The organism is Sphingomonas rubra (assembly GCF_900115745.1).
Taxonomy (GTDB): domain Bacteria; phylum Pseudomonadota; class Alphaproteobacteria; order Sphingomonadales; family Sphingomonadaceae; genus Sphingomonas; species Sphingomonas rubra.
Genome location: NZ_FOXP01000003.1, coordinates 100,807 through 127,672, shown reverse-complemented (window position 1 = coordinate 127,672; position 26,866 = coordinate 100,807). Strand labels below are relative to the sequence as shown.

Below are 26,866 nucleotides of genomic sequence, written 5' to 3'. Positions count from 1 at the left end.
ATCCTTTACGCGAGGCCGAGGCCACCGACCACGAGGTCGATGATCTTGATGCCGAAGAATGGGGCGACGAGGCCGCCCAGGCCGTAGATGGCGAGATTGCGCGCGAGCAGCGGCCCGGCCGGCATCGGCTTGTAGGCGACGCCCTTGAGCGCCAGCGGCACCAGCAGCGGGATGATGAGCGCGTTGAAGATGATCGCCGACAGGATCGCGCTCTCCGGCGTCGCTAGCCCCATGACGTTGAGCACGCCCAGCCCTGGATAGAGCGTCACGAACATCGCCGGGATGATCGCGAAATACTTGGCGACGTCGTTGGCGACCGAGAAGGTCGTGAGCGCGCCGCGCGTCATCAGGAGTTGCTTGCCGAGGCCGACCACCTCGATGAGCTTGGTCGGATCGCTGTCGAGGTCGACCATGTTGCCCGCTTCACGCGCGGCCTGTGTGCCGGTGTTCATCGCCACACCCACGTCGGCCTGCGCCAGCGCCGGCGCGTCGTTGGTGCCATCGCCGCACATCGCGACGAGCTTCCCACCCGCCTGCTCCTTGCGGATCAGCTCAAGCTTGTCCTCCGGCGTCGCTTGGGCGAGGAAGTCGTCGACCCCCGCTTCAGCCGCGATCGCCGCGGCGGTCAGGGGATTGTCGCCGGTAATCATCACCGTGCGGATGCCCATCGTGCGGAGCTCGCCGAAGCGTTCGCGGATGCCGGCCTTCACCACGTCCTTCAGGAAGATGGCACCGAGCAGCCGCCCGTCCTTGGCGACCGCCAGCGGAGTGCCGCCGGCGCGGGCGATCTCGTCGGTGATGCGGCGCAGCTCGGTCGCCGCGGCGGTCTCGCCGCTGCCCGGATTGGCGCGCAGGATCGAATCCACGGCGCCCTTCTGGATCAGCGTGTCGCCGCTCCTGATGCCCGATACGCGGGTCTGCGCGGTGAAGGGGATGATCTCGGCCCCCGGCGGCATCGGCCGCTGGAGATCGAACTTCTCTCGCGCCAGCACCACTACCGAGCGACCCTCGGGCGTCTCGTCGGCGAGGCTGGCGAGCAGCGCCGCCTCGGCCAATTCGGCGTCACTGGCGCCGCCGACCGCGCGGAACTCCGATGCCTGTCGGTCGCCGACGGTGATCGTGCCGGTCTTGTCGAGGAGCAGCACGTCGACGTCGCCCGCCGCCTCCACCGCGCGGCCCGATTTCGCCAGCACGTTGAAGCGAACGAGGCGGTCCATGCCGGCGATGCCGATCGCGGAGAGCAGGGCAGCGATGGTGGTCGGGATCAGCGTGATGAGCAGCGCCGCCAGGATGGCGACGGGGATGCTGCCGCCTGCGTAGGCGGCGAAGCCGGGGATGGTGCCGACCGCGATCAGGAAGACGATCGTCAGCCCTACCAACAGGATGGTGAGGGCCACTTCATTGGGCGTCTTCCGCCGCTCTGCGCCTTCCACCAGCGCGATCATGCGATCGAGGAATCCCTGGCCCGGGTCAGCGGTGACGCGGACGCGGATCTCGTCGGAGATGACGCGCGTGCCCGCCGTCACCGCCGAGCGGTCGCCTCCCGCCTCGCGGATGACGGGCGCGCTCTCGCCGGTGATCGCCGCCTCGTTGACCGAGGCGACGCCGGCGATCACCTCGCCGTCCGCCGGGATCAGGTCGTTCGTGCTCACCAGCACGACATCGCCGGTACGCAAATGGCTCGCCGGCACCTGTTCCACCCGATCGCCCTTCATGCGCCGGGCGACAAGCTCCGCCTTGGTGGCGCGCAGGCTCGCCGCCTGCGCCTTGCCGCGTCCCTCGGCCAGCGCCTCCGCGAAGGTGCCGAACAGCACGGTGAGCCACAGCCAGGCGGCGAGCTGTGCCTTGAAGGCAACGCGCAGATCATCGTGGCCGACGACCAGCAGCACGGTCATCAGCGCCGCGACCGCGGCGGTGACGAACATGACCGGATTGCGGCCCAGCTCGCGCGGGGAGAGTTTGAGGAACGACGCCTTGATCGCCGGCATGACCAGATCGGCCGTGAACAGGCTCTTGGATGGGGCTTGTGCCATGATGGCTTCCGATCAGAAAAGCTGGCCGCGTATCATCGCCAGATGATCGGCGATGGGACCGAGCGCGAGGCCGGGCATGAAGGTGAGGCCGCCCAGGATGAGGATGATGCCGACGAGCAGGCCGACCCACAGACCGCCGGTGGTCGGGAACGAGCCCGCGCTTTCCGGCGTGTATATCTTCGCGGCTAGGCTGCCGGCGATCGCCAGCATCGGCACGATGACGAAGAAGCGGCCGATCCACATCGCCACGCCGAGCAGCCCGTTGTAATAGGGCGTGTTGGCCGTCAGCCCGGCAAAGGCGGACCCGTTGTTCCCGACCGCGCTGGTGAAGGCGTAGAGGATTTCCGAGAAGCCGTGCGGCCCCTTGTTGAGCGGCCCCGCCAGCCCCTGCTCCAGCACAGACGACAGCGCGGTCAGCCCGAGGATCATGAGCGGCAGCACGGCGATCGCGAGCACCGCCAGCTTCACCTCCCGTGCCTCGATCTTCTTGCCGACATATTCCGGCGTGCGGCCCACCATCAGCCCGGCGACGAATACCGCGAGGATGGCGAACAGCAGGAAGCCGTAGATGCCCGCGCCGACGCCGCCGATGACGACCTCGCCGAGCTGGATGTTGAACAGCGGGATCATGCCACCGAGCGGGGTGAAGCTGTCGTGCATGGCGTTGACCGCGCCGCACGAGGCGGCGGTGGTGACCACCGAGAACAGTGCGGAGGCGGCGATGCCGAAACGCACCTCCTTGCCCTCCATGTTGCCGCCCGCGATGTCGAGCTGGTGGAGGATCGGGTTGCCCGCGGCCTCCTGCGCATAGGTCACGGTCACCCCGGCCAGGAACAGGATCGCCATCGCCGACAGGATCGCCCAGCCCTGCCGCGTGTTGCCGACCGCCTTGCCGAAGCACCAGGTCAGGCCAACGCCGACGACGAAGATCGAGAGCATCTGGACGAGATTGGTGAGTGCGGTCGGATTCTCGAACGGGTGCGCCGAGTTGGCGTTGAAGAAGCCGCCACCGTTGGTCCCGAGCATCTTGATCGCCTCCTGGCTGGCGACGGGGCCGAGCAGGATCGACTGCCGGGCGCCCTCCAGCGTAGTCACGTCGACCACACCGGCGAGCGTCTGCGGAACGCCGCTCGCGATGTAGAAGAGGGTCAGCGCGACGCAGAGCGGCAGCAGCAGGTAGAGCGTGATGCGGGTCACGTCCGCCCAGAAGTTGCCGACCGTGCTCGCCTCGCGCCGCGCGAAGCCGCGGAACAGCGCGAAGGCGAGGGCGATGCCGGTCGCGGCCGACAGGAAGTTGTGGATCGTCAGCCCCAGCATCTGGCTGAGGTTCGACATGGTGCCCTCGCCGCCGTAGCTCTGCCAGTTGGTGTTGGTGGCGAAGCTGACCGCGGTGTTGAAGGCGAGGTGCGGGCTGAGCCCGGCGAGGCCCTGCGGGTTGCCGGGGAGCACACCTTGAAGGCGCAGCACCGCGTAGGTGAACGTCATCAGCGCCACGTTGAACAGCAGCATGTGCAGCGCGTAGCGACGCCACCCCTGCTCCTGCACCGGCTCGACCCCGGCGAGCTTGTAGAGGCCGCGCTCGACCGGACCCAAGACGATGTGGAGCGGCGTGCGCCTGCCTTCGTAAAGGGTGAACAGCCATGCGCCGATCGGCTTGGCCAGCACCAGGAGGATGGCAACGAAGCCGAGGATCAGGATCCAGCCCTGAAGTGTCATGTTCGCCTCCTTCAGAAGCGTTCGGGGCGGATCAGCGCCGCCACCAGGTAGACGAGGAGGCCGAGCGCGGTGAGCGCCGCCAGCCAGAGGTCGAGGGTCATGGTCGGCGCTCCCTCAGGCGTTGTCGCACAGGCGGGCATAGGCGAGCGTCAGCGCCACCAATCCCACCATGATCGCGATCCAGAGCAGGTCCTGCATGGTTGTTCTCCCGCGCTCAGAAGGCCGCCGTCAGCGAGACCACGACGGCGCCGCCGGCGATGTTGCCGGTGCCGTCCTGGCCCTTGCTGAAGCTCGGGCGGAGGTAGGTCGCTTCGCGGTTGGAGATGTCGGTGTCGACGTAGCTGACGTTGAAGATCAGGTTCCGGTAGGTGACGTCGGCACCGAGCGACCAATCCCAATACCGGCCCGTCGGCGATACCGCGGTCGCGTTCGGACCCAGGCCGTTCTGCCCCCAGCTATGGCCGACATGCGCCTTCGCGGTGACCGGCGTGCCGGCGATCGCCAGCGCGCCGTCGCCCCACAGATAGAAGTTGTCGTCCTTGTCGCCGGGATCGGTGTAGACGCCGGCCACCGCATCCGCGCCGGTGTTGTACCATCTGCCGATCGCCTGCTGGTTGGGCGCATAGGCGACACCCGCCGTCAGCGTCGCCGGACCGGTCGTGCCGGTCAGCCTGGCGTAGGGTTCGGCGAAATCGGTCTTATCGGCGCCACCCGGGTACATGTACCATGTCAGGCCGACGTCGAGCGTCGCGTTGTCGGCGAGCTTCGCCCTGTAGCCACCGATCAGGTCCAGCTCCATGTTGGCGCCGCCGAACGTGCCCCATCCGGCCAGGTTCGAGGCCCATATGCCCGCGTAGAGGCCACGGGCGTGCGCGACGGTGATGCCGCCCTGTACCGCCATCTCCTTGTCCGATTGCGAAATGCCGCGGAAACGATAGTCGGACGCGATCGCGGCGGAGCCGCTGACGGTCGGCACCGGTGGAGGAACAGTCTCCTCCGCCGCTTCGGCCTTGTCGTTCGGCGTCGACTGCGCCTGAGCAGTGACCGGACATGCCAGCAGCGTGGTAGTCACGATCGCGTAACGGAACTTCATCGTTGCACCCCTCAGGAGCGGCGAAACGTCCCGTGACGTCGCCTTCAGGGATGCGCGATTAGGCGCATGTCGCGTAGCAATTCGAGATCGATTCCGGCCAAATGCATAGTGCGCGCATATAGTTGGCACTTTGGTCGAGCTGCCGGCGCCAGGATGTCGACATCGTTAGCGCGGGATGACATCACCCAAACTCGTTCGTGCTGAGCCCTTCGACAAGCTCAGGATAAACTTCGGCGCATGGCGCCGAAGTCGAAGCACAGGCCACGACCGGCTCGCTTGCGGCCTGCCCTTCGACGTCGCTCAGGGTGAACGGCGGCAAGTCAATCGTTCGTCGTCATGCTCCAAGCCGCGCGGGTGGAGACGCTCCCGGTCCCGGGCCTGGATCGACGCGCCGGAAGCCGGGACGACCTGCGCTAGGCGCGCAGGGCCGCCTCTATGCGCTTCGCACTCTCGCTCCAGTCGACCGCGTGCCGCTGCAGCCAGGCGTCGTCGTAATAGGTGCAGCCGTAGCGGTCGCCGCCGTCGCACAGCAGGGTAACGATGCTGCCGGTCTCGCCCGCCGCGGCCATCTCGTCGGCGATCGCCAGGCAGCCGATCAGGTTGGTGCCCGTGGACCCGCCGACCCGCCGCCCGAGGGTGATCGACAGCGCGCGCATTGCCGCGATCGACTGCGCGTCCGGGACCGGGATCATCCGGTCGATTACGCCGGGCACGAAGCTCGGCTCGACGCGCGGGCGGCCGATGCCCTCGATCCGGCTGGCGCATCCTTCGGGCAGAATGGTCACCGCAGCGTCGGCATAATGGCGGTGGAAGACCGAATGCTCGGGATCGGCGACGCACAGCCGGGTGGCGTGGCGTTGAAAGCGGATGTAGCGGCCGATCGTCGCCGAGGTGCCGCCGGTGCCCGCGCCGCACACGATCCATGAGGGGACGGGATGCTCCTCCTGCGCCATCTGCGCGAAGATGCTCTCGGCGATGTTGTTGTTGCCGCGCCAGTCGGTGGCGCGCTCGGCATAGGTGAACTGGTCGAGATAGTGGCCGCCGGTCTCGCGCGCGAGCCGATGTGCGGCGTCGTAGACGGTGCGCGGGTCGTCCACCGCGTGGATCTCGCCGCCGTGGAAGCGGATCGCGTCGAGCTTGGGCGCCGCCGTCGCCGCAGGCACGACCGCGATGAAGCGCAAACCCAGCATCCGCGCGAAATAGGCTTCGCTGACCGCGGTCGATCCCGACGACGCCTCGATCACGCAGGTGTCCGGCCCGATCCACTCGTTGCACAGCGCGTAGAGGAACAGCGAGCGGGCGAGCCGGTGCTTGAGGCTGCCGGTCGGGTGGCTGCTCTCGTCCTTCAGGTACAGCGTCACCCCCGGATGGCGGGGCAGCGGCAGGCGGATCAGGTGGGTGTCGGCCGAGCGGTTATAGTCCGCCTCGATCCGGCGCACCGCCTCCGCCAACCAGGCGCGATCCCCCGCCATCAGGCGAGCCCGTGGCGCAGGAGCATCGCCTGCGGGTCGGCATCGCGCCCGCGGAACGCGCGAAAGCTCTCGCGCGCGGGACGCGTTGCCCCGCGCGACAGCACCTCGGCGCGCAACCGGTCGCCGGTCGCGCGATCAACCAGCCCGGCCTCGACGAACGCCTGGAAGCCGTCGGCGGCCAGCACCTCCGCCCACAGATAGCTGTAATAGCCCGACGCATAGGGGCCCGCGAAGATGTGGCTGAACGCGTGGGGGAAGCGATGCCATTCGGGCGGGCGGATCACCGACACCTCGTCGCGCACCGCCTCCACCACCTCCATCGGATCCGATCCCATCGTCCCCAGGTGGAGCAGCAGATCGAACAGCGCGAACTCCACCTGCCGGACGATCGCCAGGCCGGACTGGAAGCGCCGGGCCGCGAGCATCCGCGCGTAGAGGTCGGCGGGCAGCGGCTCGCCGGTCTCGCAATGACCCGACATGCCGGTCAGCACGTCGCGGTCCCAGGCGAAATCCTCCATCAGCTGGCTCGGCAGCTCGACCGCGTCCCATTCGAAGCCGCTGGTCCCCGCGATGGAAGGACGCTCCACGCGCGTGAACAGGTGATGAAGGACGTGGCCGGTCTCGTGCAGCAGCGTCACGACGTCGGCGTGGCTCAGCAGCGACGGGGTCGCCCCGCCGCGGGGCGCGAAGTTGCAGACGAGGTGCGCCACCGGCACCGTGCCGCCGCCCAGCCGGGGACGCGCCTGGTCCATCCAGGCGCCGCCCAGCTTTCCGGTGCGCGCATGCAGGTCGAGGTAGACGCCCGCGATCACCTCTCCGGCGGCATCGATCACGTCGAAATAGCGCGCGTCCGGATGCCACAATGCCACGTCGTCGCGCTCGGACAGGCGGATGCCGAACAGCCGTTCGAGCAAGACCTGCCAGCCGGCCATGACCCGCTCCACCGGGAAATAGGCGCGCACCGCCTGCTCGTCGACGTCGTAGCGCGCCTGACGCAGCCGGTTGGCGGCGAAGCCGACATCCCAGGGCTGGAGGTCGGCGATGCCCAGCTCCTGCGCGGCGAAGGTCTTCAGGTCCTCATGGTCGCGCGTCGCCGCCGGCTTGGCACGGGCCGCGAGGTCGCGCAGGAAGGCGAGGACCTCGCCCGCGTTCGGCGCCATCTTGGTCTCGAGCGACCAGGCGACTGGGTCGGGAAAACCGAGCAGCCGGGCCGCCTCGTGGCGGAGTTCGAGGATGCGCGCGATCCGCGGACCGTTGTCGAAGCGTCCCGCGTCGGGGCCCTGGTCCGAGACACGGGTGCCGTAGGCGCGATAGACCCGTGCGCGCAGGTCGCGATCCTCGGCGAACGCCATGATCGCGCCGACGCTCGGCCCTTGCAGCGTGACCAGCCACCCCTTCTTTCCCGTCGCGTTCGCCGCACCCGCCAGCATGTCCTTGCTGGCATCCGACAGCCCGGACAGCATCGCCTCGTCGGTCACGAGCTCGCTCCACGCCTCGGTGGCGTCGAGGACCGCGGCATCGAAGTCGGTCTGCATCTGGGCCAGCTCGACGACGATCGCCTTGAACCGGTCGCGCGCGTCATCGTCCAGCGCCACGCCCGATAATTTGCAATCGCGGACCGAATGCTCGACGGCGACGCGATCCGCGACCGGCAGGTCGGCGAAGCCGGGCGTCGCCGTCAGTGCGACCAGGACGTCGTAGAGCGCGCGGTTCTGGCCGACATTGGTCTGATAGTCCGTCAGCCGCTGCTCGCCGGCGGCATAGGCTGCGCGCAACTCGGGGGTATTCGCGACGCGATGAAGATGGCTGGCGGCCGACCAGACGGCGCTGATCCGGTCGTCGGCCGCTTCCAGCGGCAGCCAGACCGTGGCGAAGTCCGTCGGGCGCTCGCCCACCAGCCGGTCGACGACGAGCGCGTGCGCCGCGAGCGCGGCATCGAGGGCGGAGCCGATCGTATCGGGCGTGATCGCGTCGAACGGCGAGAGCGCCCGCGGGTCGTCGAAAACAATCGTCGTCATCTTTGTCATCCTCTCCAAGCCTGTCCGCCGTTCCTCCGCTCAGCGGACGGCGACCACCGCATCGATCTCCACCGCCACGCCGAGCGGCTGGGTGGGGACGCCGCCCGCGCTGGGGGCGTGGCGCCCGTCGCGATCACCAGCACGTCGCCGGCGTTACCCGTGCCGCCGTCGCCGATCGCGATAATGGGCCGCTGGCCCAGGTAGACGCGGACGACGTGTCCGTCACCGTCCGCGTGCCGACCGAGTCGGCGTGGGCGCCCATTCGCGCCATCAGCGCGGGGCCGGTGACGCTGACGTGCCCGGCCAGTTCTCGACATCGGTCGCGATCGTCAGCTGGCCGCCCGGCTGCATGTCCGTGACCAGCGGCGGCTCCAGCACCGCGCGCGTGGTGCAGACGGCTGTCATGTGCGCCGCCGGGCCCGAGCCCAGGATCAGGACCTCGCCGTGCATCCATCCCTCCCCTTCACTGAACTATCTACATAGTTACACATTTACGTAAATAAAAGTTATGACCCCTGCCGATCCGCTGCAAGCCGCAACCGCGATTGTCCGTGCCGCTCTGGACGACCTTCCACAACGGCCGGCCGTCGCCAGCTTCTTCGATTCCGCGACCGCCAGCGTCAGCCACGTGCTGCACGACCGAGCGACCCGCGCGGCGATGATCGTCGATCCGGTGCTCGATTTCGATGCGGCGGCGGGACGGGTCTCGACCGCGAGCGCCGACGTGCTGTCGGCCTATGTCGCGGAGCACGACCTGACCGTCGGGTGGATCGTCGAGACCCACGTCCATGCCGATCACCTCTCCGCTGCCACGCTGCTGCGCGAGCGGCTGGGTGGCCGGATCGTGATGGGGGCGGGGGTAGTCGAGGTGCGGCGCCGGTTCGCCGACCTGTACGGCCGCGACGCGGAGGGCGAGGCCGACTTCGACGTCCTGCTCGCGGACGGCGCCCGTTTCGCGCTCGGCACGCTCGACGGCATGGCGATGCACGTGCCCGGGCATACGCCGGCGGACACCGCCTTCGTGGTCGGCGACGTCGTGCTGACCGGCGACACGCTGTTCATGCCGGACGTGGGAACGGCGCGCGCCGACTTTCCCGGCGGCGACGCGCATGCGCTCTACCGCTCGATCCGGCGGCTGCTGTCGCTGCCGGCGGAGACGCGGCTGCTGCATTGCCATGACTACCCGCCCGAGGGCCGGGGACCGGCGTGGGAATCGACCGTCGCGCAGCAGCGCGCGGACAACCTGCACGTCGGGGGCGATCGCGGCGAGGACGAGTTCGTCGCGATGCGGCAGGCGCGGGACGCGACGCTGAAGATGCCGGCGCTGATGCTCGCCGCGGTGCAGGTGAACATCGACGCCGGCCGTTTGTCCCCGCGCTGATGCGCTACGTCGAGCGCTACGGCATCGATCTGCGCTTGGGATCGAAGCTGGTGGCGGTGGACGGCCCCGCCAGGGTCGCGACGTTCGAGCGGGCCGGCGCCGACGGCGCGGTCGAGCGGACGGAAGAGCGGTTCGACATGCTCCACGTCTGCCCGCCGCAGGTCGCGCCGGCGGTGATCGCGGCCAGTCCGCTGGCCGGGGCGGGCGGCTTCGTGGACGTCGATCCCGCGACCCTCGCGCATCCGCGCTTCGCCAACGTGTTCGCGGTCGGCGACGTCGCGGGCACCAGCAACGCCAAGACCGCCGCCGCCGCACGCAAGATGGCGCCGGTCGCCGCCGCCAACGTCTTGGCGCTGCTCGACGGCGACCGGCCCGCGGCCGCCTATGACGGCTATGGCTCCTGTCCGCTGACGGTGGAGCGTGGACGGATCGTGCTGGCCGAATTTGGCTATGGCGGCACGCTGACGCCGTCCTTCCCGCGCTGGCTGCTCGACGGGACGCGGCCGACGCGGCTGGCGTGGCAGCTCAAGAGCCGGCTGCTGCCGTGGCTGTACTGGAACGCGATGCTGAAGGGGCGGGAGTGGCTCGCCGCACCGGCCGCGCATCCGGGGCGGGGCGCGTGACCCAGCTGCTGCTCGGCGCATTGTCGGGCAGCGGCGTCGGCTTCACGCTGGGGCTGGTCGGGGGCGGCGGGTCGATCCTGGCGGTGCCGCTGATGGTGTACGTTGTCGGTGTCGCCAACCCGCACGTCGCGATCGGCACGAGCGCGCTGGCGGTGGCGGCGAATGCCGGTGGCAACCTGATCGCGCACGCGCGGGCAGGGACGGTGAAGTGGCGCTGTGCCGCGCTCTATGCCGGAACGGGCGTGGTGGGAGCACTGGGCGGATCGACGTTGGGCAAGCAGATCGACGGGCAGCGGCTGCTGGCGCTGTTCGCGCTGGTGATGGTGGCCGTCGGGGTGCTGATGCTGCGTGGGCGCGGCAATGCAGGCGATCCCGGCGCGGACTGCAACCGTGACAATGCGCCGCGCGTGCTCGGCTACGGATTCGGCACGGGCGCGGTGTCGGGCTTTTTCGGGATCGGCGGCGGTTTCCTGATCGTGCCGGGGCTGATCGCCTCGACGGGAATGCCGATGCTGAACGCGGTCGGGTCCTCGCTCGTCGCGGTGACGGCGTTCGGCGTCACCACGGCGGTGAACTACGCGCTGTCGGGCTGGATCGACTGGCCGCTGGCCGCGATCTTCGTGTGCGGCGGCGTGATGGGCGGTGTGGCCGGCGTCGCCGCGGCACGGCGGCTGTCGGACACGACGGGGCGCCTGCGGACGCTGTTCGCGTGCCTGGTCTTCACGGTGGCCGGCTATATCCTGTGGCGCTCTACCGGTCGATGACCGCGAACATGGCGGCGGAGCGGGTGCCGCCGGGCGCCGGTTGCGCGGGTGCGTCGATCGCGTCGTGCGGTGCGGCGTCGCCGCCGAAGACCGCCGCGACGAAGCGGACGATCGCGGCGGTGCGATCGTCGGCGAGGCGATACAGCACCTGCTTCGATTCCCGCCGGGTCGCGACCAGGCCGGCGCGGCGCAACTCGGCGAGCTGCTGGCTGAGCGCGGGCTGGCCGATCGCGGTCTCGGCGTCGATCACTCCCACCGCCAGCTCGCGGCCGACCAGCGCCGACAGGATCATCAGCCGCTGCGGCTGGGCGAAGGCGCGCAACCGCTCGGCCGCGTCTGCGGCACGGTCGCGGGACAGCGGGACCGTCATGCGTCCGGTCGGCGGCGGTAGAACCACGGTTCGTCGCCGTGGAGGTCGGCGAGCGCCGTCGCATCCTGTGGAGCCGGCAGCAGCAGATCCTGCCCCGGTCGCCAACCCTCGGGCGCGAGCACGTCGCCCGCGGCGGTGCGGCGCAGCGCCGACAGCAGCCGCAGCATCTCCTCCACCGAGCGCCCGACCGACAGCGGATACCAGGTCATCGCGCGGATCACGCCCTCGGGATCGATGAAATAGACCGCGCGGACCGAGGCGCTGTCGGCGGCGCCCGTCTCGATCATCCCATAGGCCGCGCCGACCGCCATCGAGGGGTCCTCGACGATCGGAAAGGGGATCGCGACGCCGAACCGCTCGCGGATCGCCGCGATCCAGGCGAGGTGCGAGTAGAGGCTGTCGACCGACAGGCCCAGGAGCGCGCAATCCTGCGCCGCGAAGGCATCGGCAGCGCGGGCGAGGGCGACGAACTCGCTGGTGCAGACCGGCGTGAAATCGGCGGGGTGCGAGAAGAGGATCAGCCATCGTCCGCGATAATCGCGCAGCGACACGTCGCCCATGGTCGACCGCGCCGAGAAGCCCGGTGCGACGTCGCCGATGCGCAGCGGGCGTTGCCCCGATCCGGTCGGCTGTGCGGGTGGCGTGCTCACCGCGCCGCGTTAGCCGGGATCGCACCGGCAGGGAAGGTGACGGCCGGCCGCCCGCCCGGCGATCATTCGGCCGTGACGGCGTGAGATGGGCCGCCATGTCCCCCACCGCCCGGCGTGCCGATGACGATCCGGTCCCCGGGCATCAGCTCGGTCCGGCTGGTGCCGGTGAGCGTGTCGCGGCGGCCATCGACGCGCTCGACATGCTGGACACCCGCCGCACCGTCGCCGCCGCCGGTGAGACCGAAGGGCGGGACGGTGCGGCGCGAGGCGACGATCGTCGCGGTCATCGGCTCCAGCGCGGTGATCGCGCGGATGGCGCCGTCGCCGCCGCGGTGCCGGCCTGCGCCACCCGTGCCGCGCCGGATCGCGAACCGATCGAGCCGGACCGGGTAGCGCAGCTCGAGGATCTCGGGATCGGTGATGCGGGTGTTGGTCATGTGCGTGTGCACCGCGGAGGCGCCGTCGAACCCTGGCCCTGCGCCCGCACCGCCGCAGATCGTCTCGTAATATTGGTGGCGGTCGTTGCCGAACAGGAAGTTGTTCATCGTCCCCTGCGACGCGGCCGAGGCGCCCAGCGCGCCGAGCAGCGCATTGCACACCGCCTGGCTGACCTCGGTATTGCCCGCCACCACCGCGCTGCCCGGCGGCGGCGACAGGAACGAACCCTGCGGGATCACGATCGTAAGCGGCGCGAGGCAGCCTTCGTTGAGCGGCAGATCCTCGCCCACGAGGCAGCGGAAGGCGTAGAGTACGACCGCGCGGGTCACCGCGGGCGGCGCGTTGAAATTGCCCGCGCTGGCCGGGCCGGTGCCGGTGAAGTCGATCGTCGCGGCGCGGTTCGCGTGGTCGATCGTGACGCTGACCATCAGCGGCGTGCCGTCGTCCATTATATAGTCGAACGCCCCGTCCGACAGGCGGCCGAGCACGCGGCGGATGCTCTCCTCCGCATTGGCCATCACGTGTCCCATATACGCCCGCACGGTCGGCCAGCCGCGCGCGGCGACCAGCGCGTTCAGCTCGGCGATCCCAGTCGCGTTGGCGGCGAGCTGGGCCTTGATGTCGGCGACGTTGGTGTCGGGGCTGCGTGCGGGGTAGCGGGCAGCGGCGAGCAGGCGACGGAACGCGTCCTCGCGCAGGCGTCCGCCGTCGACCAGCAGGAAATCGTCGATCACCACGCCTTCCTGCTCCAGCGCGGTGGAATCGGGCGGGGTCGATCCGGGCGTCAGCCCACCGATATCGGCATGATGGCCGCGATTGGCGACGAAGAAGCGCAGTTCCCGGCCATCCGCGTCGAACACCGGTGCGATGACGGTGACGTCGGGCAGGTGCGTGCCGCCGTTGAACGGGTCGTTGAGCGCGACGACGTCGCCCGGCTTCAGCGTCGCGCCGCGTGCGGCGATCACCGCGCGCACGCTCTCGCCCATCGCGCCCAAATGGACGGGGACGTGGGGGGCGTTGGCGATCAGCCGGCCCGCCGCGTCGAACAGCGCGCAGGAGAAGTCGAGCCGCTCCTTCATGTTCACGCTGCTCGCGGTGTTGCGCAGCACCACGCCCATCCGCTCGGCAATGCCCATGAACTGGGTGTTGAAGAGTTCGAGCTGGACCGGGTCGGCCACGCCTGCGTCGGCATCGGCGCGCGCGGTGGCGCCGGTGTGGGCGAGCAGCAGCTCGCCGCCCTTGCCGACCGCCAGCACCCAGCCGGGCTCGACCATCGTCGTCGCGATCGCCTCGCGGATCAGCGCCGGGCCGGCGATGCGGTCGCCGGGGCGCAGACCGTCGCGGTCGTGGACGGGGGTCGCGTGCTCGGCCCCGCCGGTCCAGACGGGCACCGTGGCGAGCGGCGCGGGAAGTGGGCCATCGCGCGGCGGCAGCGACGGCGGCGTCACCGGATCGCCGGGCAGGATCGCCTCCACCACCACGCTCTCGACCATGATGTCGCGGTCCGGGCTGACGAAGCCGAAGCGGGCGCGGTGCGCCTCCTCGAACGCCGCTCGCATCGTCTCGGGTGAGCCGAGATCGACACCAAGCGCGGTATCGGTACCGGCATAGCGCAGGTTCGCGATCGCGACCCGGCGCGCACCGTCGCCGACCTCCGCCGCGGCCTCGTCGCCCAGCGCCGCGGCGAGCTGGGCGAGCGGCTCGCCCAACGGGCGTTCGACGGAGCGCTGGCGGATCGCCACCCGGTCGGCCAGCCCCATGCCATAGGCCGACAGCACGCCGGCGAGCGGGTGGATGAGGACGCGGCTCATCCCCAGCACCTCCGCCACCCGGCATGCGTGCTGGCCGCCCGCGCCGCCGAAACACTGGAGTGCGAAGCCGGCAACGTCCTCTCCGCGTTCCAGCGCGACACGCTTGATCGCCGCGGCCATGTTGGCGACGGCGACGTCCAAGAATCCTTCGGCCACGCGGCGCGGATCGTCCATGCCGATCGTCGTGGCGAGATCGGCGAAGCCGCGCGCAACCGCCGCCGCATCGAGCGGCCGGTCGCCGTCGGGGCCGAACACCGCAGGGAAATGTGCGGGCTGGATCTTGCCGACCAGCACGTTCGCATCGGTCACGGTCAGCGGCCCGCCGCGGCGATAGCAGGCGGGACCCGGATTAGCGCCGGCGCTGTCGGGCCCGACGCGAAAGCGCGCGCCGTCATAGTGGAGGATCGATCCGCCGCCCGCCGCGACCGTCTCGATCGCCATCATCGGCACCCGCATCTCGACGCCGGCGACCTCGGCGTCGAGCACGCGCTCGAACCGCCCGGCATAGAGCGCGACGTCGGTCGAGGTGCCGCCCATGTCGAAGCCGATGACGCGGTGGATCCCGGCGGCCTCCGCCGTCCGCGCCGCCGCCACCACGCCGCCGGCCGGGCCGGACAGGATCGCGTCCTTGCCGCCGAACGCGCGCGCGTCGGCCAGCCCGCCACTCGATTGCATGAAGTGCAGCGGCACGTCGCCCAGCGCGCCCGCGACCCGGTCCACGTAGCGGCGCAGCACCGGCGACAGATAGGCGTCGACCACGGTAGTACGGCCGCGTGCGATGAGACCGATCAGCGGGCTGACCGCGTGGCTGGCGGACACCTGCGTGAAGCCGGCCGCCCGCACCAGCGCCGCCACCCGCGCTTCGGTCGCCGGATGCGCCCAGGCGTGGGTGAGCGCGATAGCGACGGCCTCGAACCCCTCTGCGCGCTTTTCCCCGAGCAGCGCGGCGGTCTCCGCCTCGTCGAGCGGCATTACCACGCTGCCGTCGCGGTCGATCCGTCCGCCGACTTCGATCACGTCGTCGTACAGCGGTGTCGGCAGGCGAATGGCCAGGTCGAACAGCCGCGGCCGGGCCTGGTTGCCGATCGCGAGCAGGTCGGCGAAGCCGCGGTCGACCACCAGCAGCGTCCGCGTGCCCTTGCGCTCCAACAGCGCGTTGGTCGCGACGGTCGTGCCCATCTTCACCTCGGCGATCAGATCGGTGGGCAGCGCGTCGCCCTCTGCCAGCCCCAGGATGCGGCGAATGCCCGCGATCGCGGCATCGGCATATTGGTCCGGGTTCTCGCTCAGCAGCTTGGCGGTGGTCAGCGATCCATCGAACGCGCGCGCGACGATGTCGGTGAACGTACCGCCGCGATCGATCCAGAACGACCAACCCGCCATTGCGATCACCTCATCTACAAATCATCGACGAATCGTTATATACATGCCGGCACATGCCGATGCCAAGGTGAGCTTCGCGCCAGGACGGAGGGGGCGGGAATGACGGAACTGCGTGCGATCGTTTCCTCGGCGCATCTCGCCGACGGGTCGGCTCCGGCGCTGTCCGAGCTCGAATTCAGCCTGACGCTGGCGGCCTCGGCTTACCAGCGCTGGATGACGCGGTGTGCGGCCGCCGCCGGGCAGCCGCTCGCACCGCTGGAGGTGCTGATCCTCCACACCGTGCGCCACCGCGATCGTGCAAAGCGGATCGCCGACATCACCTTGGTGCTGGACATTGAGGATACGCACCTCGTCACCTACGCCATCCGCAAGCTGGAAAAGGCGGGGCTGATCGCCACGCGCCGTGCGGGCAAGGAGAAGCTGGTCGCCGCCACCGAGGCCGGGCGTGCCTTCTGCGCGGCGTATCGCGACATCCGTGAACGCCTGCTGGCGACCGCGGTCGAGAGCGACGGCCCGGACAGCGCGGCCTTGTCCGCGACGGCCGACCTGCTGCGCCGCCTATCGGGCCAGTATAATCAGGCGGCCCGTGCCGCCGCGACGTTGTAGGGATCCGCGGTTGCTGGCGCTGTAGGAGATCGCGGTTCCCATCGTCGACCCGCTCGAGCGCGCCGGCCTGCACGCGAGGGCGCGGAGGCTCGTCCGCAAGCCGCGCCGCTTGTCAGCGGCTTTCTCGATCAGTGTGGATGCGCTTGCATAGAAAATGGTGCCCAGAAGAGGATTGTGGCAGCGCCACGGGCACTCAAAGATTTCTGCGGGTTTCAGCCGTCGGGTATGTGCCCGTATGTGCCAGCCCGAGGGTCTGGGCGCAAGGGCCCCATGGACTGCGGCTACTCGGACAGGTGCGGCGGCAATTCGATCCCAAGCAGACGAGTCGATGGGCTGGCATCGGACAACCGGAGGCGTACGAACTGCTCTATTTGGAAGTCTTCAAAGTGCTCCACTGGAAGCGTGTCAGAGTTCAGGCAGCAAATGTACTGGAAGCCCAGTCGCTCCGCTTCCGCCGCAGCGAGCTTCAAGGCGCGCGCTTTCTGGCGAGCGTCTACGTCCGCAAATAGGCTGCTATCGTGTATTAGAAAGCTGGGGCTCATCGCATGAGCCCGCCACGCGTTTGCGAGTGTTAGGTCAAAGCAAAAAACCGTCATTTGGTCGACGCCGTCACTGCCCTCCCGATTGATTGCGACGTCGAATTTCAATCCTGCCTTCGATAGTTCGATGATCAGAAGCCCTGGCTGATCGTAGAGCGCCCCCGTGTAGGTCGAGAAAGACCGACGAGCTGCGTCCGTGACTTCCTGACGACCCTCGAAATCATTTCGGATGTCAATGCGCAGTTGACTAATTTGTAGCTCGATAAAGTCACGCTGCCGCTCATATCTGCGCCGTTCTTCTAGTTGAGCATCCACGCGCTCGCACTCTGCCGTCAGGTCGCGGTATTCCTGTTGTATTGCGAGGAACGTGTCTAAAGCGCCCTCTTTTGAAAGGATGCTTAAGAACTCCGTCTTTCGCGCTGATAGCCGTTCGATCTGGAGCGACCTCGCCTCAATCTGCTCTGCAATGCGAGAAGTTTCGCTCTCAAGAAATTGTCGCCGGTGTTCATACACCGTGTGATGGAAGGCGGCCACATCCTCGATGCTTCTTAGGCTCTCCTCTTTGAATACCGCCCCTGCTTGCCTCAAAAGGTTGGTTGCAGTGCCTTGAACGTAGCTGCCCAGCTCGTCCATGCTCTCCCGATAATGATCAAGTAGACGCCTATCGGTGAAGTTTTCGTTGATTAGCGCATGTATCTGACGGTCTGTCTGTCCAAGCTGACGTTCAATGTAGTGGTAGTCGTCGCGGACGCGGAACGATGCTATCTGTTGGCTCTTTCCTTCCAATCGGAGATGCAGAGCGGCGCTGGTTGCTTCCAAGTCTCCTAAGGACTCGCGCCCATGAGAGTCCTCTACTGCGTTTAGCGCCGCAATCAGGTTCTTGGAGTCCGTCAGCTGTGTGTGCAGAATGTGCCACTGATAGGTTTGACGCCAATTCAATCCAAGCAAGTACGCGATCTGGGTTCGCTTTACCCAAGCCTTCTGTTTTCCAACGTAATCGAAAGGATCGTTGAAGGCTTGCCGCCCTACTCTCGCGAAATACCCGATCAACCCTCGGAATGTAGGCGCGCTTTGCTCAACCTCCTTTTCCGGCAGCCCGAACATCGCGCGCCCTAATAGGTCAGTCCAATATTGGACCGGTATTCTTGCCTCTCCCGTAAGATCGCAAGCTTGGGTCAGCTCCGGTATCAGATTTGCCCCTTCCGTCACCGTCACCCATTTAGCGTCGCTGGTGCTACGCAGGACACTAACGCGCTGGCCAAACAGCTCGATCTCCAGGCCAAATCCGACACCATTCAGCTTGGGGTGTGTAAGCACCTTCTCGCGAGAAAAGTCGGAACCAAGGCAAAAGTGGATGATGCGCAGGAGCGTGGTTTTGCCAAGGCCGTTACGACTTTCCTTGTCACTCGACTCGTCGGCTCGATCAGCAAGGATGACGTTCATCCCAGGAGCAAGCACAACCTCCCGGAAAGTCGGCAGGGTGCTCCAAACGCGATAGATCATGGATGCGCCCGGAAGATGCGCCCGTCCTGCGCATCTATAACCTTGGTGGCGTAAAGCAGTGAGAGGCTGTCTGCGAAGCGGTCGAACGAACGAACTCTTAGGTCCGCCCGCACGTTCTGCCAAAGACTGGAGATAGACACGGGACGGTCAATCCACTCCATAATCGCCGCCGACGCACCCAGGAGAGTGAACTCTTCAGGAGTGTACTTGTCCGGCAGGATGTTCATGGAAGGCTAGTCTCAAACACGTCGCACAGGATGAAAAGATGAGAGAGGATGGCCAAACCGGCGTAGCGACGGCCCTCACTCGGCTCGCGCCGCCCATGGGCGAAGCTCAACATCCCGTCAAACAGATCGTCGCCCCAACAGCCTACTGCCCTTAGCCGCTGGTACTCATGTACAAACCCGGATCGCAGCCGCCTCCCAAAATCGTCGTCGAGCTGGGACTGAAGCGCGATGAAGCGGCCAACTTCTTGCGACTTAGAGGCACCAATGGTGAGGCTGAACTCGGCCTCCATGCCTAGATCGTTGAGCCTCATTTTGTCCGCCGGGGGAACCGTCACCAGCGTTCCTCCAGGCGCGCCGCGAAGAGCAAGCAGGCCGGAGGCGACGGCCTCAAGCTCCGGGAAGCTAACCCGGTTCATCTGGGCAGCCGCCTCTGTGCGCTTCTTCGCCCATGCGACCGCCTCGTGGTCCTTCTTCCACCCGATCAGCTGCTCCGCAGTGTAAGTGCTGTCCTGGACATCCACCAAGCCGTGGTGGTGCCGACAGAGTAGCAGCAGGTTGCGCGCGTCGTCGCGCTGTGCGGGGGTTAGGCCGGGATTGGCCCGAGGTCCCTTGTCACTGGAACTATAGATGTGAGCGATGTGGCCAAGGATTGCGGCAGGATCAAAGTCGGTTGCGTCTGCGATCAGCTCATGTCCGCAACTCGGGTAGGCGCACTGGTTTCCGGCGAGCCCCCAAAGGAGACCCAAAGTCTTCTGCGAGTAGCTACGCGTCGATTTGCCCGGCTGACTGGTCGCTTTCCGACGAGTTCGCTTCTTCTGCGGTTCGACCAAGCTCTCACCCCTGCACCTCTCACGCCTTTACGGCGCTTCGATCCCGACACATGGCATGCTTAGGAAGAAGCCGTCTACCAATGCTTTACCCCTCTTAAGGCAGCTCGGCAAAAAGCAGGGCATCGGTCACGCTTACGCCCCGTGAGGGCCATCACGGCTCCTTCGGGGCAATCGCGCGGTACACAGTGGCGCGGCTGACGCCCAGCCGCCGAGTGACGCGCGGCATTCGTGACCAGCCACCATGATGCTTGCAGGTCTCCTGCGGCGCACCCACATTTGACAAGGGTGCGTAACAGGAGGTGGAATTGCAAAACGGTATTTACAAAGCCTCTTTCGCGGTTGGGCCAAACGCGGGAGAGGGCATCGTTGTTATGCGGGACGGCTACCTAGGCGGCGGTGATTACGGCTTCACTTACGAGGGGCAATACCAGGACAACGGCGGGACCGTTGAAGGCACCTTGAGCGTCGTTCAGTGGGACGCGACTGTTCCGAACGTTTTTGCGGGCCTGACGAGCTTCGAGCTTCAGTTCTCGGGCCAAGCAGACGGCCAGGGCCTGCGATTGGCGGGCAAGACGCCAGCAGCGCTTGGCCAGACGGTGCATGTGGTCCTTCACCGCTTGCGCTGAATGTAGCGAGAGGAGCCGACGAGTTGGCGAAGGCGACAGAACCAAAACCACGGATGTTCATCGGCTCATCAGTTGAAGGCCTATCGGTGGCGTACAGCATCCAAGAGTCTTTGGAACATGACGTCGAGGCTACCGTATGGAATCAAGGCGTTTTCGAGCTGTCGCGCTACACGTTGGAAGCGTTGATTGATGCTCTCGCGGATAGTGACTTTGCGCTCTTCGTTCTTCAACCCGACGACGTGGTCCAGCTTCGCGACGCAGAGAAGCAGGCAGTACGCGACAACGTTATCTTTGAGCTTGGGCTATTTATCGGCAGGATCGGCAAAGAGCGTTGCTTCTTGGTAATGCCGCGTGGGGTGGACAACTTCCATCTTCCCACTGACCTTCTGGGCATAACTCCAGGGCAGTACGAACCAGAACGTGAAGATGGTAACCTTTTGGCGGCTCTTGGTCCCGCGTGTCAGCGGGTTCGGCGTTCCGTTAAGGCGCTCGGTCGATTGCAGATTCCTACTACCGAGAACGCAGCCGCGCTCACGACAGTTCAAGAAGCAGGCGACTTGACCGAAGACCCTGACGACTGTTTGAGCTTAATTCAATCTTGGATGGGCTCCCGTTCATCCCAAGAGAATGGAAGAGCGATCAGGTACTCTGACGTAGACCGCGAATTGAAGCTCGTTCCTGGTTCTGCGGAACGTTATATCGAGGAAGCCGCTAAACGCTGGCGGTATGAAGTTGAGCGTAGAGGTAAAGACACGATATTATTCAGCAAAACCTCTGGGCTCAAGAGAACTATAAAGGTGGTTTGAGGAAATGAGAGGCTACGGATACGGCTACGAGGATGAGCGCGACTGGTATGACCTTCAGCAAGTTTGCGTGACGGGCCATATAGTCACCAACTATGCGGAAAGTAAGCCTGACGGGCGGCGGGAGAGATGTGCGATCTGCGGCGAGGCGACTATAACGGCTTGTCCGAGCTGTAATGTGCGCATCAGAGGCTACCACCATATGCCAGGGGTGTACTATCCTAGTTCTCAAATACCCGACAAGTTCTGTGACTCGTGCGGAGCGGCGATGCCGTGGGTCGAGCGTGAAATACAAAGCATAATGGAGATTTGTGGGCTTAGTGAAGGGCTTTCAGAAGCTGACCTTGAGGGGTTGCGGGATATTAGCAAAGCTCTGACGACTGCCTCTAGTCAGACCGAGATAGCGGCTCTGCGCCTGCGAAAGATAGCTGCGAAGATGGATGACTTTGAACAGGCGGCGCTCATGCGCGCGCTCAAAGCGTCGGCAACTGAACCTGCGAAGGTGGCCTTAGGGTTGGCAGAGGACTCCCCTGCGGCGCGGAAGAAACGGTAGAGCCTTCCTCCTCCACAGCGGCGGTAGGCAACGCATCGGTGAGTTCAAAAAAGCAGGGCAATGGACCCGCTTAAGCCAACCGAGCGCCGGTCACCGTGCGGTGTTTAGGCGTATCAGCAGATTTCGGACGGACGAGGGGTGCCACGCGCCGCCTCTTGGGGTCACGATGCCACGGCTGTTCAGCTCCCGCGCTATGGCGGGCAAGGACGTGGCTCCGGTCGCCCGAATGTCAGAGATGATCGGTGACAGGTCTGCCGCCCGGTCCTGGGCATCCGCGCGGATCGCAGCGACTGCCGCCCCGTTGCCCTTGGCAGCCCTCTGGAGTGCCGCAGTACCGTTCGGGTTCCCCAGCTTCACCCCACGGGCCTTCGCTGCCGCTAGGGCTGCCTTCGTGCGCTCCGAGATAGCTTTACGCTCCTCACGGGCCACTACGGCCAGCATACCCACGGTCAGCTCGCAGGCCTCCGGCATAGAAGTCCATCTCGTTTCAAAGCGAGATGACGGCGGCGTTGTCTGGCACGGGCGGCGCGAGCCGTGCGCTCGCAAGCGCGGCACTCAAGTCGCAATCCGTCGTGTCGCGCGGGTCGGGCATCGAAGTCCGCGAGAGGGAGTACCTCTTTGCAGCCGAAGCAGTAGCGGCTGCCTTCAGACCCATCTTCACCCGCAGTGCAAGCGAGTGCTGGCGAAGTTCGTCCATGATCAGGCTGGGCATCATCTCATCATGACGGGCGGCGGGAACGCTGGTCAGCTTGTCCGTAACTCTCGCCTTCATCTCCGGCGACAGCATGGCGAAGGACGGTTCGGCGGTGATGCGGACGCTGTCGCCCGCCACGACAGGGCTAGGCGAGGATTGCGGGTCAAAGGAGGCAAGCTCCTCGACACTGGGAACGGGGAGCGCGTCAAAGCTGGGGGTTGAGATGTCGGACATAGTGAGCTTTCGTGGGGGTGCGCCAGCGGGGCGCTAGGGTGCTGGTGGGACGCCAGCAGCGGGCCATCGGGCCTTGCGGGGCACGACGGGTCTTTTACTCACTGATGAGTAAAACGGGATGAGGATGGTGCGCCCTGCCGTGCCCCGCTGGTCAGCAAGGCGCACCACAAGGGACCTCGACCCGCTACGTCGGCGGGGAGGTCACCTGTCTGGGGATGTGGGGAGGTGCGAGAGGCCTGAAGGTGGCCCTAGGTTTACCTTAGAGAGTTTCCTCCCTCCAAGGGTGGGTGTTAATTCGCCGGAACATCCTGCGCCAGGAATGGTCAATCTTGCTCACCTGTTTCTAGGTGACGCAACACTGCATCCAACACCTCGGCTCCCTTGGGGGTCAGGCGGAGCCATTTGATACGAAGATCATCGACAGAGCGTTCCTGCCGCAGCCAGCCCAAGTTTCTGACTCCGCGTCTCTCTTCGAAGAAAACGCCGTAGGTCGTGTGGATTGCGCCACCCGGAGCGCCGTCGAGCGCATCGTGCAGTTGGGTGAATGTCACGGGCGTCCCCATGCGATCACCAAGCGCAGCCAGGGCGAAGACCGCAAGCTGCGCTACAGACAACCGGACTGGCGTCTCCCGTGTGATATACGCGAGGGCATGGGCCCAAGCGGTCAGGATTCTGATGTTGGTCACGCTCGGCTTTCCTAAGTCGAGGGACGGGGGAGAGGTGCCGAAAGCGCCTGAAGGTGCACCTATAGGTATAACCCACCCCCGAGGATGGGTGTTAATTGCCCGAGGCGTCTTCCCGGAGCTGGACGACGTGCAGGTGCGAGAGGTCCAGTCCGGGATATGTGACTAGCGCCAGCGCGTCCGCGAGCTGCGTCGCTGGGTATCCGCTGCCGTAGGTGTCCCCGCTGTCGTTGCCCCCTTGCCGGGCACGACCGGCTAGAGCCCTGCCGATGTCGCTGCCTTTCAATCCAGCCGCCCTTAAGGCATCCTCGAAGTTGTGGCGGAACGAGTGGAGGCCGAGGCGCTGGCCAGTCAGCCGATGAGACGCGACTAGGCGCGTGAACCAGTCAGAAAAATTGTCGCCCCATTGTCCGTTGGCGTTGGGCTCGGAGCCAGGGAACAGTTCTGCGTGATCGCCGCGCCGCTGCTCATCGACGAAGGCCAGGAAGCCCATCCTCTCAAGCTGGGGATGCACGGGGATGATTCGACGGGCGTACATCGTCTTGGTTCGCCTGCCGGTCTCCGCATCCTTTCGGACACGCATTACCATAATGCCGTCCACCATCAGCACGTCTGACGTGCGCAGCTGGGCAATTTCCCCTCGCCGCATGCCGTGGAACAGGGCGAGGAGAGGGCCCCAGTAATGCAGCGGCTTGCCGCGCGGGGCGGGATCGCGAGGAGACCAAGGCGCGCCCCTGAAGATCGCTTTCAGTTGCTCGACGGAGAACGGGTCTCGCTTGTCCGCCGCATCGACGGCATCGACGACCGTCAAGCCTGCGACAGGGTTGGCCTTAAGCCACTGTTCTTTAACCGCCCAGCCGAACATCGACGACAGGAACGCCATGTAACTGCCATTGACAGTCTTCGGGCCGATGGTCGCCATTCCCTGCCTCGCGGCCCTCTCGACCGCCACGGGCACCGAAAGGCCGGCCAGCTCCTTGACCTTGGCCAACCCCTTCGGAAGAGCCTTTACGGTCTCGAACAGACGACGACCGTCGTCCCGTGTTAGCGTGGCCACATCGCGCGATGACCCCAGGACATCCCGCAGGACACGCCAGACAGGGCCGTGGGCTGCCTTGGTAGACGGAGACCAGCCCGGTGCCTTCTCGCGTTCGTAAGCGTCGATGAGGTCGTTGATGGTTCGCTTCGCTGTTGAAGGTGCGATTAGGGCGGACAGGAACACCGGATCCGTCGGGCGGTAACCGAAGTCGCCTTGGAGGCGCGCAAGGTCGATCCGGCCCAGCTCCTTGTTCGCCCGCGCCAACAGCTGAAGCATGGTTCGGTAACCGCCGCCTGCCGGATCGGCCTTGATGCCCTCCGCTTCCAAAACGCGCGCAGCGAGCGGGGCAAAACCCTCCACGGCGCTCCGGGAGAGCTTGTCGGAGGTGAAGCGTTCGATATCCGCAAGCTCCTGCCGCGCATCTTCGAGGCCTTCGGGTGGCGTGGGCTGGTGAAGGTGGCTGCGATCCAGCTCCTCGTTCCGCTGTAAAAACCAGCGGGACACGATGGCGACCGCCTCGACTTCCGTCAAAGCCCTTGGAGCAACCTCGCCCAGCTTCTTCCGCGCCGCGTCCACCGCCGCCCAGTAGCGTTGCTCCGCATGGCCTCGCATCCGCTGCGCCTGTTCAAGCGCATCGGTGTTCAAGGCCATACGAAAGGGCGCGCGGCCCACGACTGGCCATAGCTCCTTCGGGTACGCCTTGTTGAAATACCAGCGTCCACCGCGCTGGATCAGGTTGGAAGTGCGGGCCATCTCGGGAGCCTCGTCTGTGGCTGGTTTATGTGCCACCGACTGCCGAAACCTGCTGAAATCCTTGATAAACAACCCTCAAGAGGGTGTTGGTGCCCAGAAGAGGACTCGAACCTCCACGACCTTGCGATCGCCAGCACCTGAAGCTGGTGCGTCTACCAATTCCGCCATCTGGGCACGGGGTAGGCGGCGGCCTTTAGGGGGTGGGGCGGAGCCTTGTCAACAGCCGGTGCGAGGGGCAAAGGCGTGGCGACACGGATTGGCGAAACGGACACCCCATGAAGAACAAGCTGGTAACGCTGATCGGAGGCGGCGGCTTTCTCGGCCGATACGCGGTGCGGTCGCTGCTCGGCGCGGGCGCGCGCGTGCGGATCGCGCAGCGTGATCCGCGTGACGCGTGGTTCCTGAAGACGCAAGGCGGCCTCGGCCAGACGCAGTTCGTCGCCGCGGACGTGACCCGGCCGGACACCGTGGCGCGCGCCGTGGCAGGGGCGGACGTGGTGGTGAACCTGGTCGGCACCTTCGGCCCGTCGATGGAGCGGGTACAGGTGGGCGGCGCGCGCGTCGTCGCCGAGGCGGCGGCGCAGGCGGGCGCCGGCGCGCTGGTCCACGTCTCCGCGATCGGCGCGGACGCGGGCGCCGCCTCCGCCTACGGCCGCAGCAAGGGCGAGGGCGAGGCGGCGGTACGCGCCGCCTTCCCGACCGCGACGATCCTGCGGCCCTCCACGGTGTTCGGACGCGAGGACCAGTTCCTCAACCGCTTCGCGCAGATGATCGCGACCAGCCCGATCGTTCCCGTGCTGCGCGCGGACACCCGCTTCCAGCCGGTGTTCGCGGGCGACGTGGGCGAGGCGGTCGCCGCGACGGCGGCCGATCCGGGTCGGTTCGGCGGACAGGTGCTGGAACTGGGCGGGCCCGACATCGTCACGATGATGGAACTGCACCGGTTCCTCGCCGACGCGATCGACCGCTCGCCGCGGCTGGTGGCGCTGCCCGACATGGCGGGCGCGCTGCTCGCCGCATTGCCGGGCACGCCGATCGACCGCGACCAGTGGCTGATGCTGCAGCACGACAACGTCGTCGCGGGCGAGGACGGGCTGACGGCGCTGGGCATCGCGCCGACGCCGATGGCGGCGGTGGCGCCCGAGTGGCTGGTGCGGTTCCGCCGGCAGGGCCGCTTCGGCCGCCGCGCGCGCGAACAGGCCGCCTGACGCACATGAGCGATTGGCTGGTCGCGATCCTGCTCGGCATCGTCGAGGGGGTGACGGAATTCCTGCCGGTGTCGTCCACCGGCCATCTGGTGCTCGCCACCGAGCTGCTCGGCTTTCGCGCGGAGGATTGGGCGGTGTTCAACATCGCGATCCAGCCGGGCGCGATCCTGGCGATCGTGGCGCTGTACTGGCGGACCTTCTGGGCGGTGGCGGTCGGCCTGACGCGGTGGGAGGCAAACTCGGTGGCGTTCGTGCGCAACCTGCTGATCGCGTTCGTGCCGGCGGTGGTGCTGGGCCTCGCCTTCGCCGACCAGATCGACGCGCTGCTGGAGAATGCGACGGTGGTCGCCTGGGCGCTGATCGCGGGCGGCATCGGCATCCTGGTGGTGGAGCGGCTGGCACGGACGCACAATGTGCTCGGCATCGCCGGCGTGACCGTCGGCCAGTCGGTCAAGATCGGGCTGGTCCAGTGCCTGGCGATGGTGCCGGGCGTCAGCCGTTCGGGCGCGACGATCATGGGGGCGATGTCGCTCGGCATCGATCGGCGGACGGCGGCCGACTTCTCCTTCTTCCTGGCGCTGCCGACGTTGACGGGGGCGACGGTGCTGCAACTGTTCAAGCATCGCGACGCGATCACCGCCGACGGCATGGGATTGATCGCGATCGGGTTCGTCACCGCGTTCCTGGTCGCGTTGGCGGTGGTGAAGGCGTTCCTGGCGGTGGTGACGCGGCACGGGTTCGCGCCGTTCGCCTGGTACCGGATCGTGGCGGGCGCGGTGGCGCTGATCTGGCTCTATGGCCGATAGGGTTTGAAGC

25 protein-coding genes, 1 tRNA gene and 1 pseudogene are annotated in these 26,866 nt (G+C 66.9%); 9 read left to right on the top strand and 18 right to left on the bottom strand.

The genetic code is table 11. The features are described 5' to 3' along the window. Positions 1-5: 5 nt before the first annotated feature. The 7 genes from kdpB to BM145_RS04965 all read right to left on the bottom strand — a co-directional run bounded on the left by kdpB (position 6) and on the right by BM145_RS04965 (position 8,782). The gene (gene kdpB, locus BM145_RS04995; RefSeq protein WP_093332087.1) at positions 6-2,033 is read right to left on the bottom strand and encodes a potassium-transporting ATPase subunit KdpB; all 2,028 of its coding nucleotides are present in this window, start codon (positions 2,031-2,033) and stop codon (positions 6-8) included. Positions 2,034-2,045: 12 nt separating this feature from the next. Next, positions 2,046-3,749, bottom strand: a complete 1,704-nt coding sequence (gene kdpA / locus BM145_RS04990) for a potassium-transporting ATPase subunit KdpA (RefSeq protein ID WP_093332085.1) — start codon at positions 3,747-3,749, stop codon at positions 2,046-2,048. Positions 3,750-3,760: 11 nt separating this feature from the next. Then, positions 3,761-3,850: a K(+)-transporting ATPase subunit F gene (gene kdpF / locus BM145_RS04985; RefSeq protein WP_093332082.1), complete on the bottom strand. Its 90-nt coding sequence runs from the start codon at positions 3,848-3,850 to the stop codon at positions 3,761-3,763. Between the two features lie 113 nt (positions 3,851-3,963). Then, positions 3,964-4,842, bottom strand: coding sequence for a TorF family putative porin (locus tag BM145_RS04980; RefSeq protein WP_093332080.1), 879 nt, complete (start codon positions 4,840-4,842; stop codon positions 3,964-3,966). Between the two features lie 413 nt (positions 4,843-5,255). Next, a complete protein-coding gene (locus tag BM145_RS04975) occupies positions 5,256-6,314 on the bottom strand; it encodes a PLP-dependent cysteine synthase family protein (RefSeq protein ID WP_093332078.1) in 1,059 nt (352 codons plus the stop codon). Next, a complete protein-coding gene (locus BM145_RS04970; RefSeq protein WP_425441081.1) occupies positions 6,314-8,341 on the bottom strand; it encodes a M3 family metallopeptidase in 2,028 nt (675 codons plus the stop codon). Before BM145_RS04970 ends, BM145_RS04975 begins: the two co-directional genes overlap by 1 nt. Before the next feature lie 261 nt (positions 8,342-8,602). Beyond that, a complete protein-coding gene (locus BM145_RS04965) occupies positions 8,603-8,782 on the bottom strand; it encodes a hypothetical protein (RefSeq protein WP_093332073.1) in 180 nt (59 codons plus the stop codon). 58 nt (positions 8,783-8,840) lie between these two features. Between BM145_RS04965 and BM145_RS04960 the strand changes: the two genes are divergently transcribed. The 3 genes and pseudogenes from BM145_RS04960 to BM145_RS04950 all read left to right on the top strand — a co-directional run bounded on the left by BM145_RS04960 (position 8,841) and on the right by BM145_RS04950 (position 11,100). Further along, a complete protein-coding gene (locus tag BM145_RS04960; protein WP_093332071.1) occupies positions 8,841-9,713 on the top strand; it encodes an MBL fold metallo-hydrolase in 873 nt (290 codons plus the stop codon). Next, positions 9,698-10,336: pseudogene (locus tag BM145_RS04955) on the top strand (NAD(P)/FAD-dependent oxidoreductase); the annotation flags it as partial. The gene BM145_RS04960 and the pseudogene BM145_RS04955, both read left to right, overlap by 16 nt. Next, positions 10,333-11,100, top strand: coding sequence for a sulfite exporter TauE/SafE family protein (locus BM145_RS04950; RefSeq protein ID WP_093332407.1), 768 nt, complete (start codon positions 10,333-10,335; stop codon positions 11,098-11,100). The pseudogene BM145_RS04955 and the gene BM145_RS04950, both read left to right, overlap by 4 nt. Here BM145_RS04950 and BM145_RS04945 read toward each other — a convergent pair. The 3 genes from BM145_RS04945 to BM145_RS04935 form a co-directional block, all read right to left on the bottom strand. Continuing rightward, complete coding sequence (locus BM145_RS04945) at positions 11,087-11,470, bottom strand: ArsR/SmtB family transcription factor (protein ID WP_093332068.1); 384 nt, start codon at positions 11,468-11,470, stop codon at positions 11,087-11,089. The genes BM145_RS04950 and BM145_RS04945 overlap by 14 nt on opposite strands. After that, positions 11,467-12,120, bottom strand: a complete 654-nt coding sequence (locus BM145_RS04940; protein WP_281244344.1) for a peroxiredoxin — start codon at positions 12,118-12,120, stop codon at positions 11,467-11,469. Before BM145_RS04940 ends, BM145_RS04945 begins: the two co-directional genes overlap by 4 nt. A 62-nt stretch (positions 12,121-12,182) precedes the next feature. Then, positions 12,183-15,752 (bottom strand): hydantoinase B/oxoprolinase family protein, encoded by a 3,570-nt coding sequence (locus tag BM145_RS04935; protein ID WP_093332065.1) that lies wholly within the window; start codon positions 15,750-15,752, stop codon positions 12,183-12,185. 99 nt (positions 15,753-15,851) lie between these two features. On the opposite strand from BM145_RS04935, the gene BM145_RS04930 reads away from it, so the two are divergent. Continuing rightward, a complete protein-coding gene (locus tag BM145_RS04930) occupies positions 15,852-16,358 on the top strand; it encodes a winged helix DNA-binding protein (RefSeq protein WP_093332063.1) in 507 nt (168 codons plus the stop codon). 281 nt (positions 16,359-16,639) lie between these two features. Here BM145_RS04930 and BM145_RS04925 read toward each other — a convergent pair whose 3' ends face one another. Genes BM145_RS04925 through BM145_RS15600 form a run of 3 tightly spaced genes read right to left on the bottom strand, consistent with a single transcriptional unit; the run spans position 16,640 to position 19,457 of the window. After that, positions 16,640-18,400, bottom strand: a complete 1,761-nt coding sequence (locus BM145_RS04925) for a DUF2326 domain-containing protein (RefSeq protein ID WP_093332060.1) — start codon at positions 18,398-18,400, stop codon at positions 16,640-16,642. Continuing rightward, positions 18,397-18,627, bottom strand: coding sequence for an ABC-three component system middle component 6 (locus BM145_RS04920; RefSeq protein WP_093332058.1), 231 nt, complete (start codon positions 18,625-18,627; stop codon positions 18,397-18,399). The genes BM145_RS04925 and BM145_RS04920 overlap by 4 nt, the downstream gene beginning before the upstream one ends. Further along, positions 18,624-19,457, bottom strand: a complete 834-nt coding sequence (locus tag BM145_RS15600; RefSeq protein WP_143090108.1) for an HNH endonuclease — start codon at positions 19,455-19,457, stop codon at positions 18,624-18,626. Before BM145_RS15600 ends, BM145_RS04920 begins: the two co-directional genes overlap by 4 nt. Before the next feature lie 305 nt (positions 19,458-19,762). Between BM145_RS15600 and BM145_RS04910 the strand changes: the two genes are divergently transcribed. From BM145_RS04910 to BM145_RS04900, 3 genes are read left to right on the top strand one after another with little or no spacing between them, the layout of a single operon-like run. Beyond that, positions 19,763-20,083: a GrlR family regulatory protein gene (locus BM145_RS04910; RefSeq protein WP_177200084.1), complete on the top strand. Its 321-nt coding sequence runs from the start codon at positions 19,763-19,765 to the stop codon at positions 20,081-20,083. Between the two features lie 23 nt (positions 20,084-20,106). Continuing rightward, on the top strand, positions 20,107-20,889 hold the full coding sequence (locus tag BM145_RS04905) for a TIR domain-containing protein (RefSeq protein WP_143090107.1): 783 nt from the start codon (positions 20,107-20,109) through the stop codon (positions 20,887-20,889). 4 nt (positions 20,890-20,893) lie between these two features. After that, positions 20,894-21,439 (top strand): DUF2321 domain-containing protein, encoded by a 546-nt coding sequence (locus tag BM145_RS04900; RefSeq protein ID WP_093332047.1) that lies wholly within the window; start codon positions 20,894-20,896, stop codon positions 21,437-21,439. Between the two features lie 90 nt (positions 21,440-21,529). Here BM145_RS04900 and BM145_RS04895 read toward each other — a convergent pair whose 3' ends face one another. The 5 genes from BM145_RS04895 to BM145_RS04880 form a co-directional block, all read right to left on the bottom strand. Next, on the bottom strand, positions 21,530-21,910 hold the full coding sequence (locus tag BM145_RS04895) for a recombinase family protein (protein WP_093332045.1): 381 nt from the start codon (positions 21,908-21,910) through the stop codon (positions 21,530-21,532). Positions 21,911-21,926: 16 nt separating this feature from the next. Further along, positions 21,927-22,367, bottom strand: coding sequence for a hypothetical protein (locus tag BM145_RS04890; RefSeq protein ID WP_093332042.1), 441 nt, complete (start codon positions 22,365-22,367; stop codon positions 21,927-21,929). A gap of 323 nt (positions 22,368-22,690) precedes the next feature. After that, positions 22,691-23,053, bottom strand: coding sequence for a helix-turn-helix domain-containing protein (locus tag BM145_RS15595; RefSeq protein ID WP_143090106.1), 363 nt, complete (start codon positions 23,051-23,053; stop codon positions 22,691-22,693). Positions 23,054-23,144: 91 nt separating this feature from the next. Next, a complete protein-coding gene (locus BM145_RS04885; RefSeq protein WP_143090105.1) occupies positions 23,145-24,842 on the bottom strand; it encodes a site-specific integrase in 1,698 nt (565 codons plus the stop codon). Between the two features lie 87 nt (positions 24,843-24,929). After that, positions 24,930-25,016, bottom strand: a tRNA-Leu gene (locus tag BM145_RS04880). Between the two features lie 101 nt (positions 25,017-25,117). On the opposite strand from BM145_RS04880, the gene BM145_RS04875 reads away from it, so the two are divergent. Continuing rightward, positions 25,118-26,050, top strand: coding sequence for a complex I NDUFA9 subunit family protein (locus tag BM145_RS04875; RefSeq protein WP_093332037.1), 933 nt, complete (start codon positions 25,118-25,120; stop codon positions 26,048-26,050). A gap of 5 nt (positions 26,051-26,055) precedes the next feature. Further along, positions 26,056-26,856, top strand: a complete 801-nt coding sequence (locus BM145_RS04870) for an undecaprenyl-diphosphate phosphatase (protein ID WP_093332035.1) — start codon at positions 26,056-26,058, stop codon at positions 26,854-26,856. The last annotated feature ends 10 nt before the right edge of the window (positions 26,857-26,866 follow it).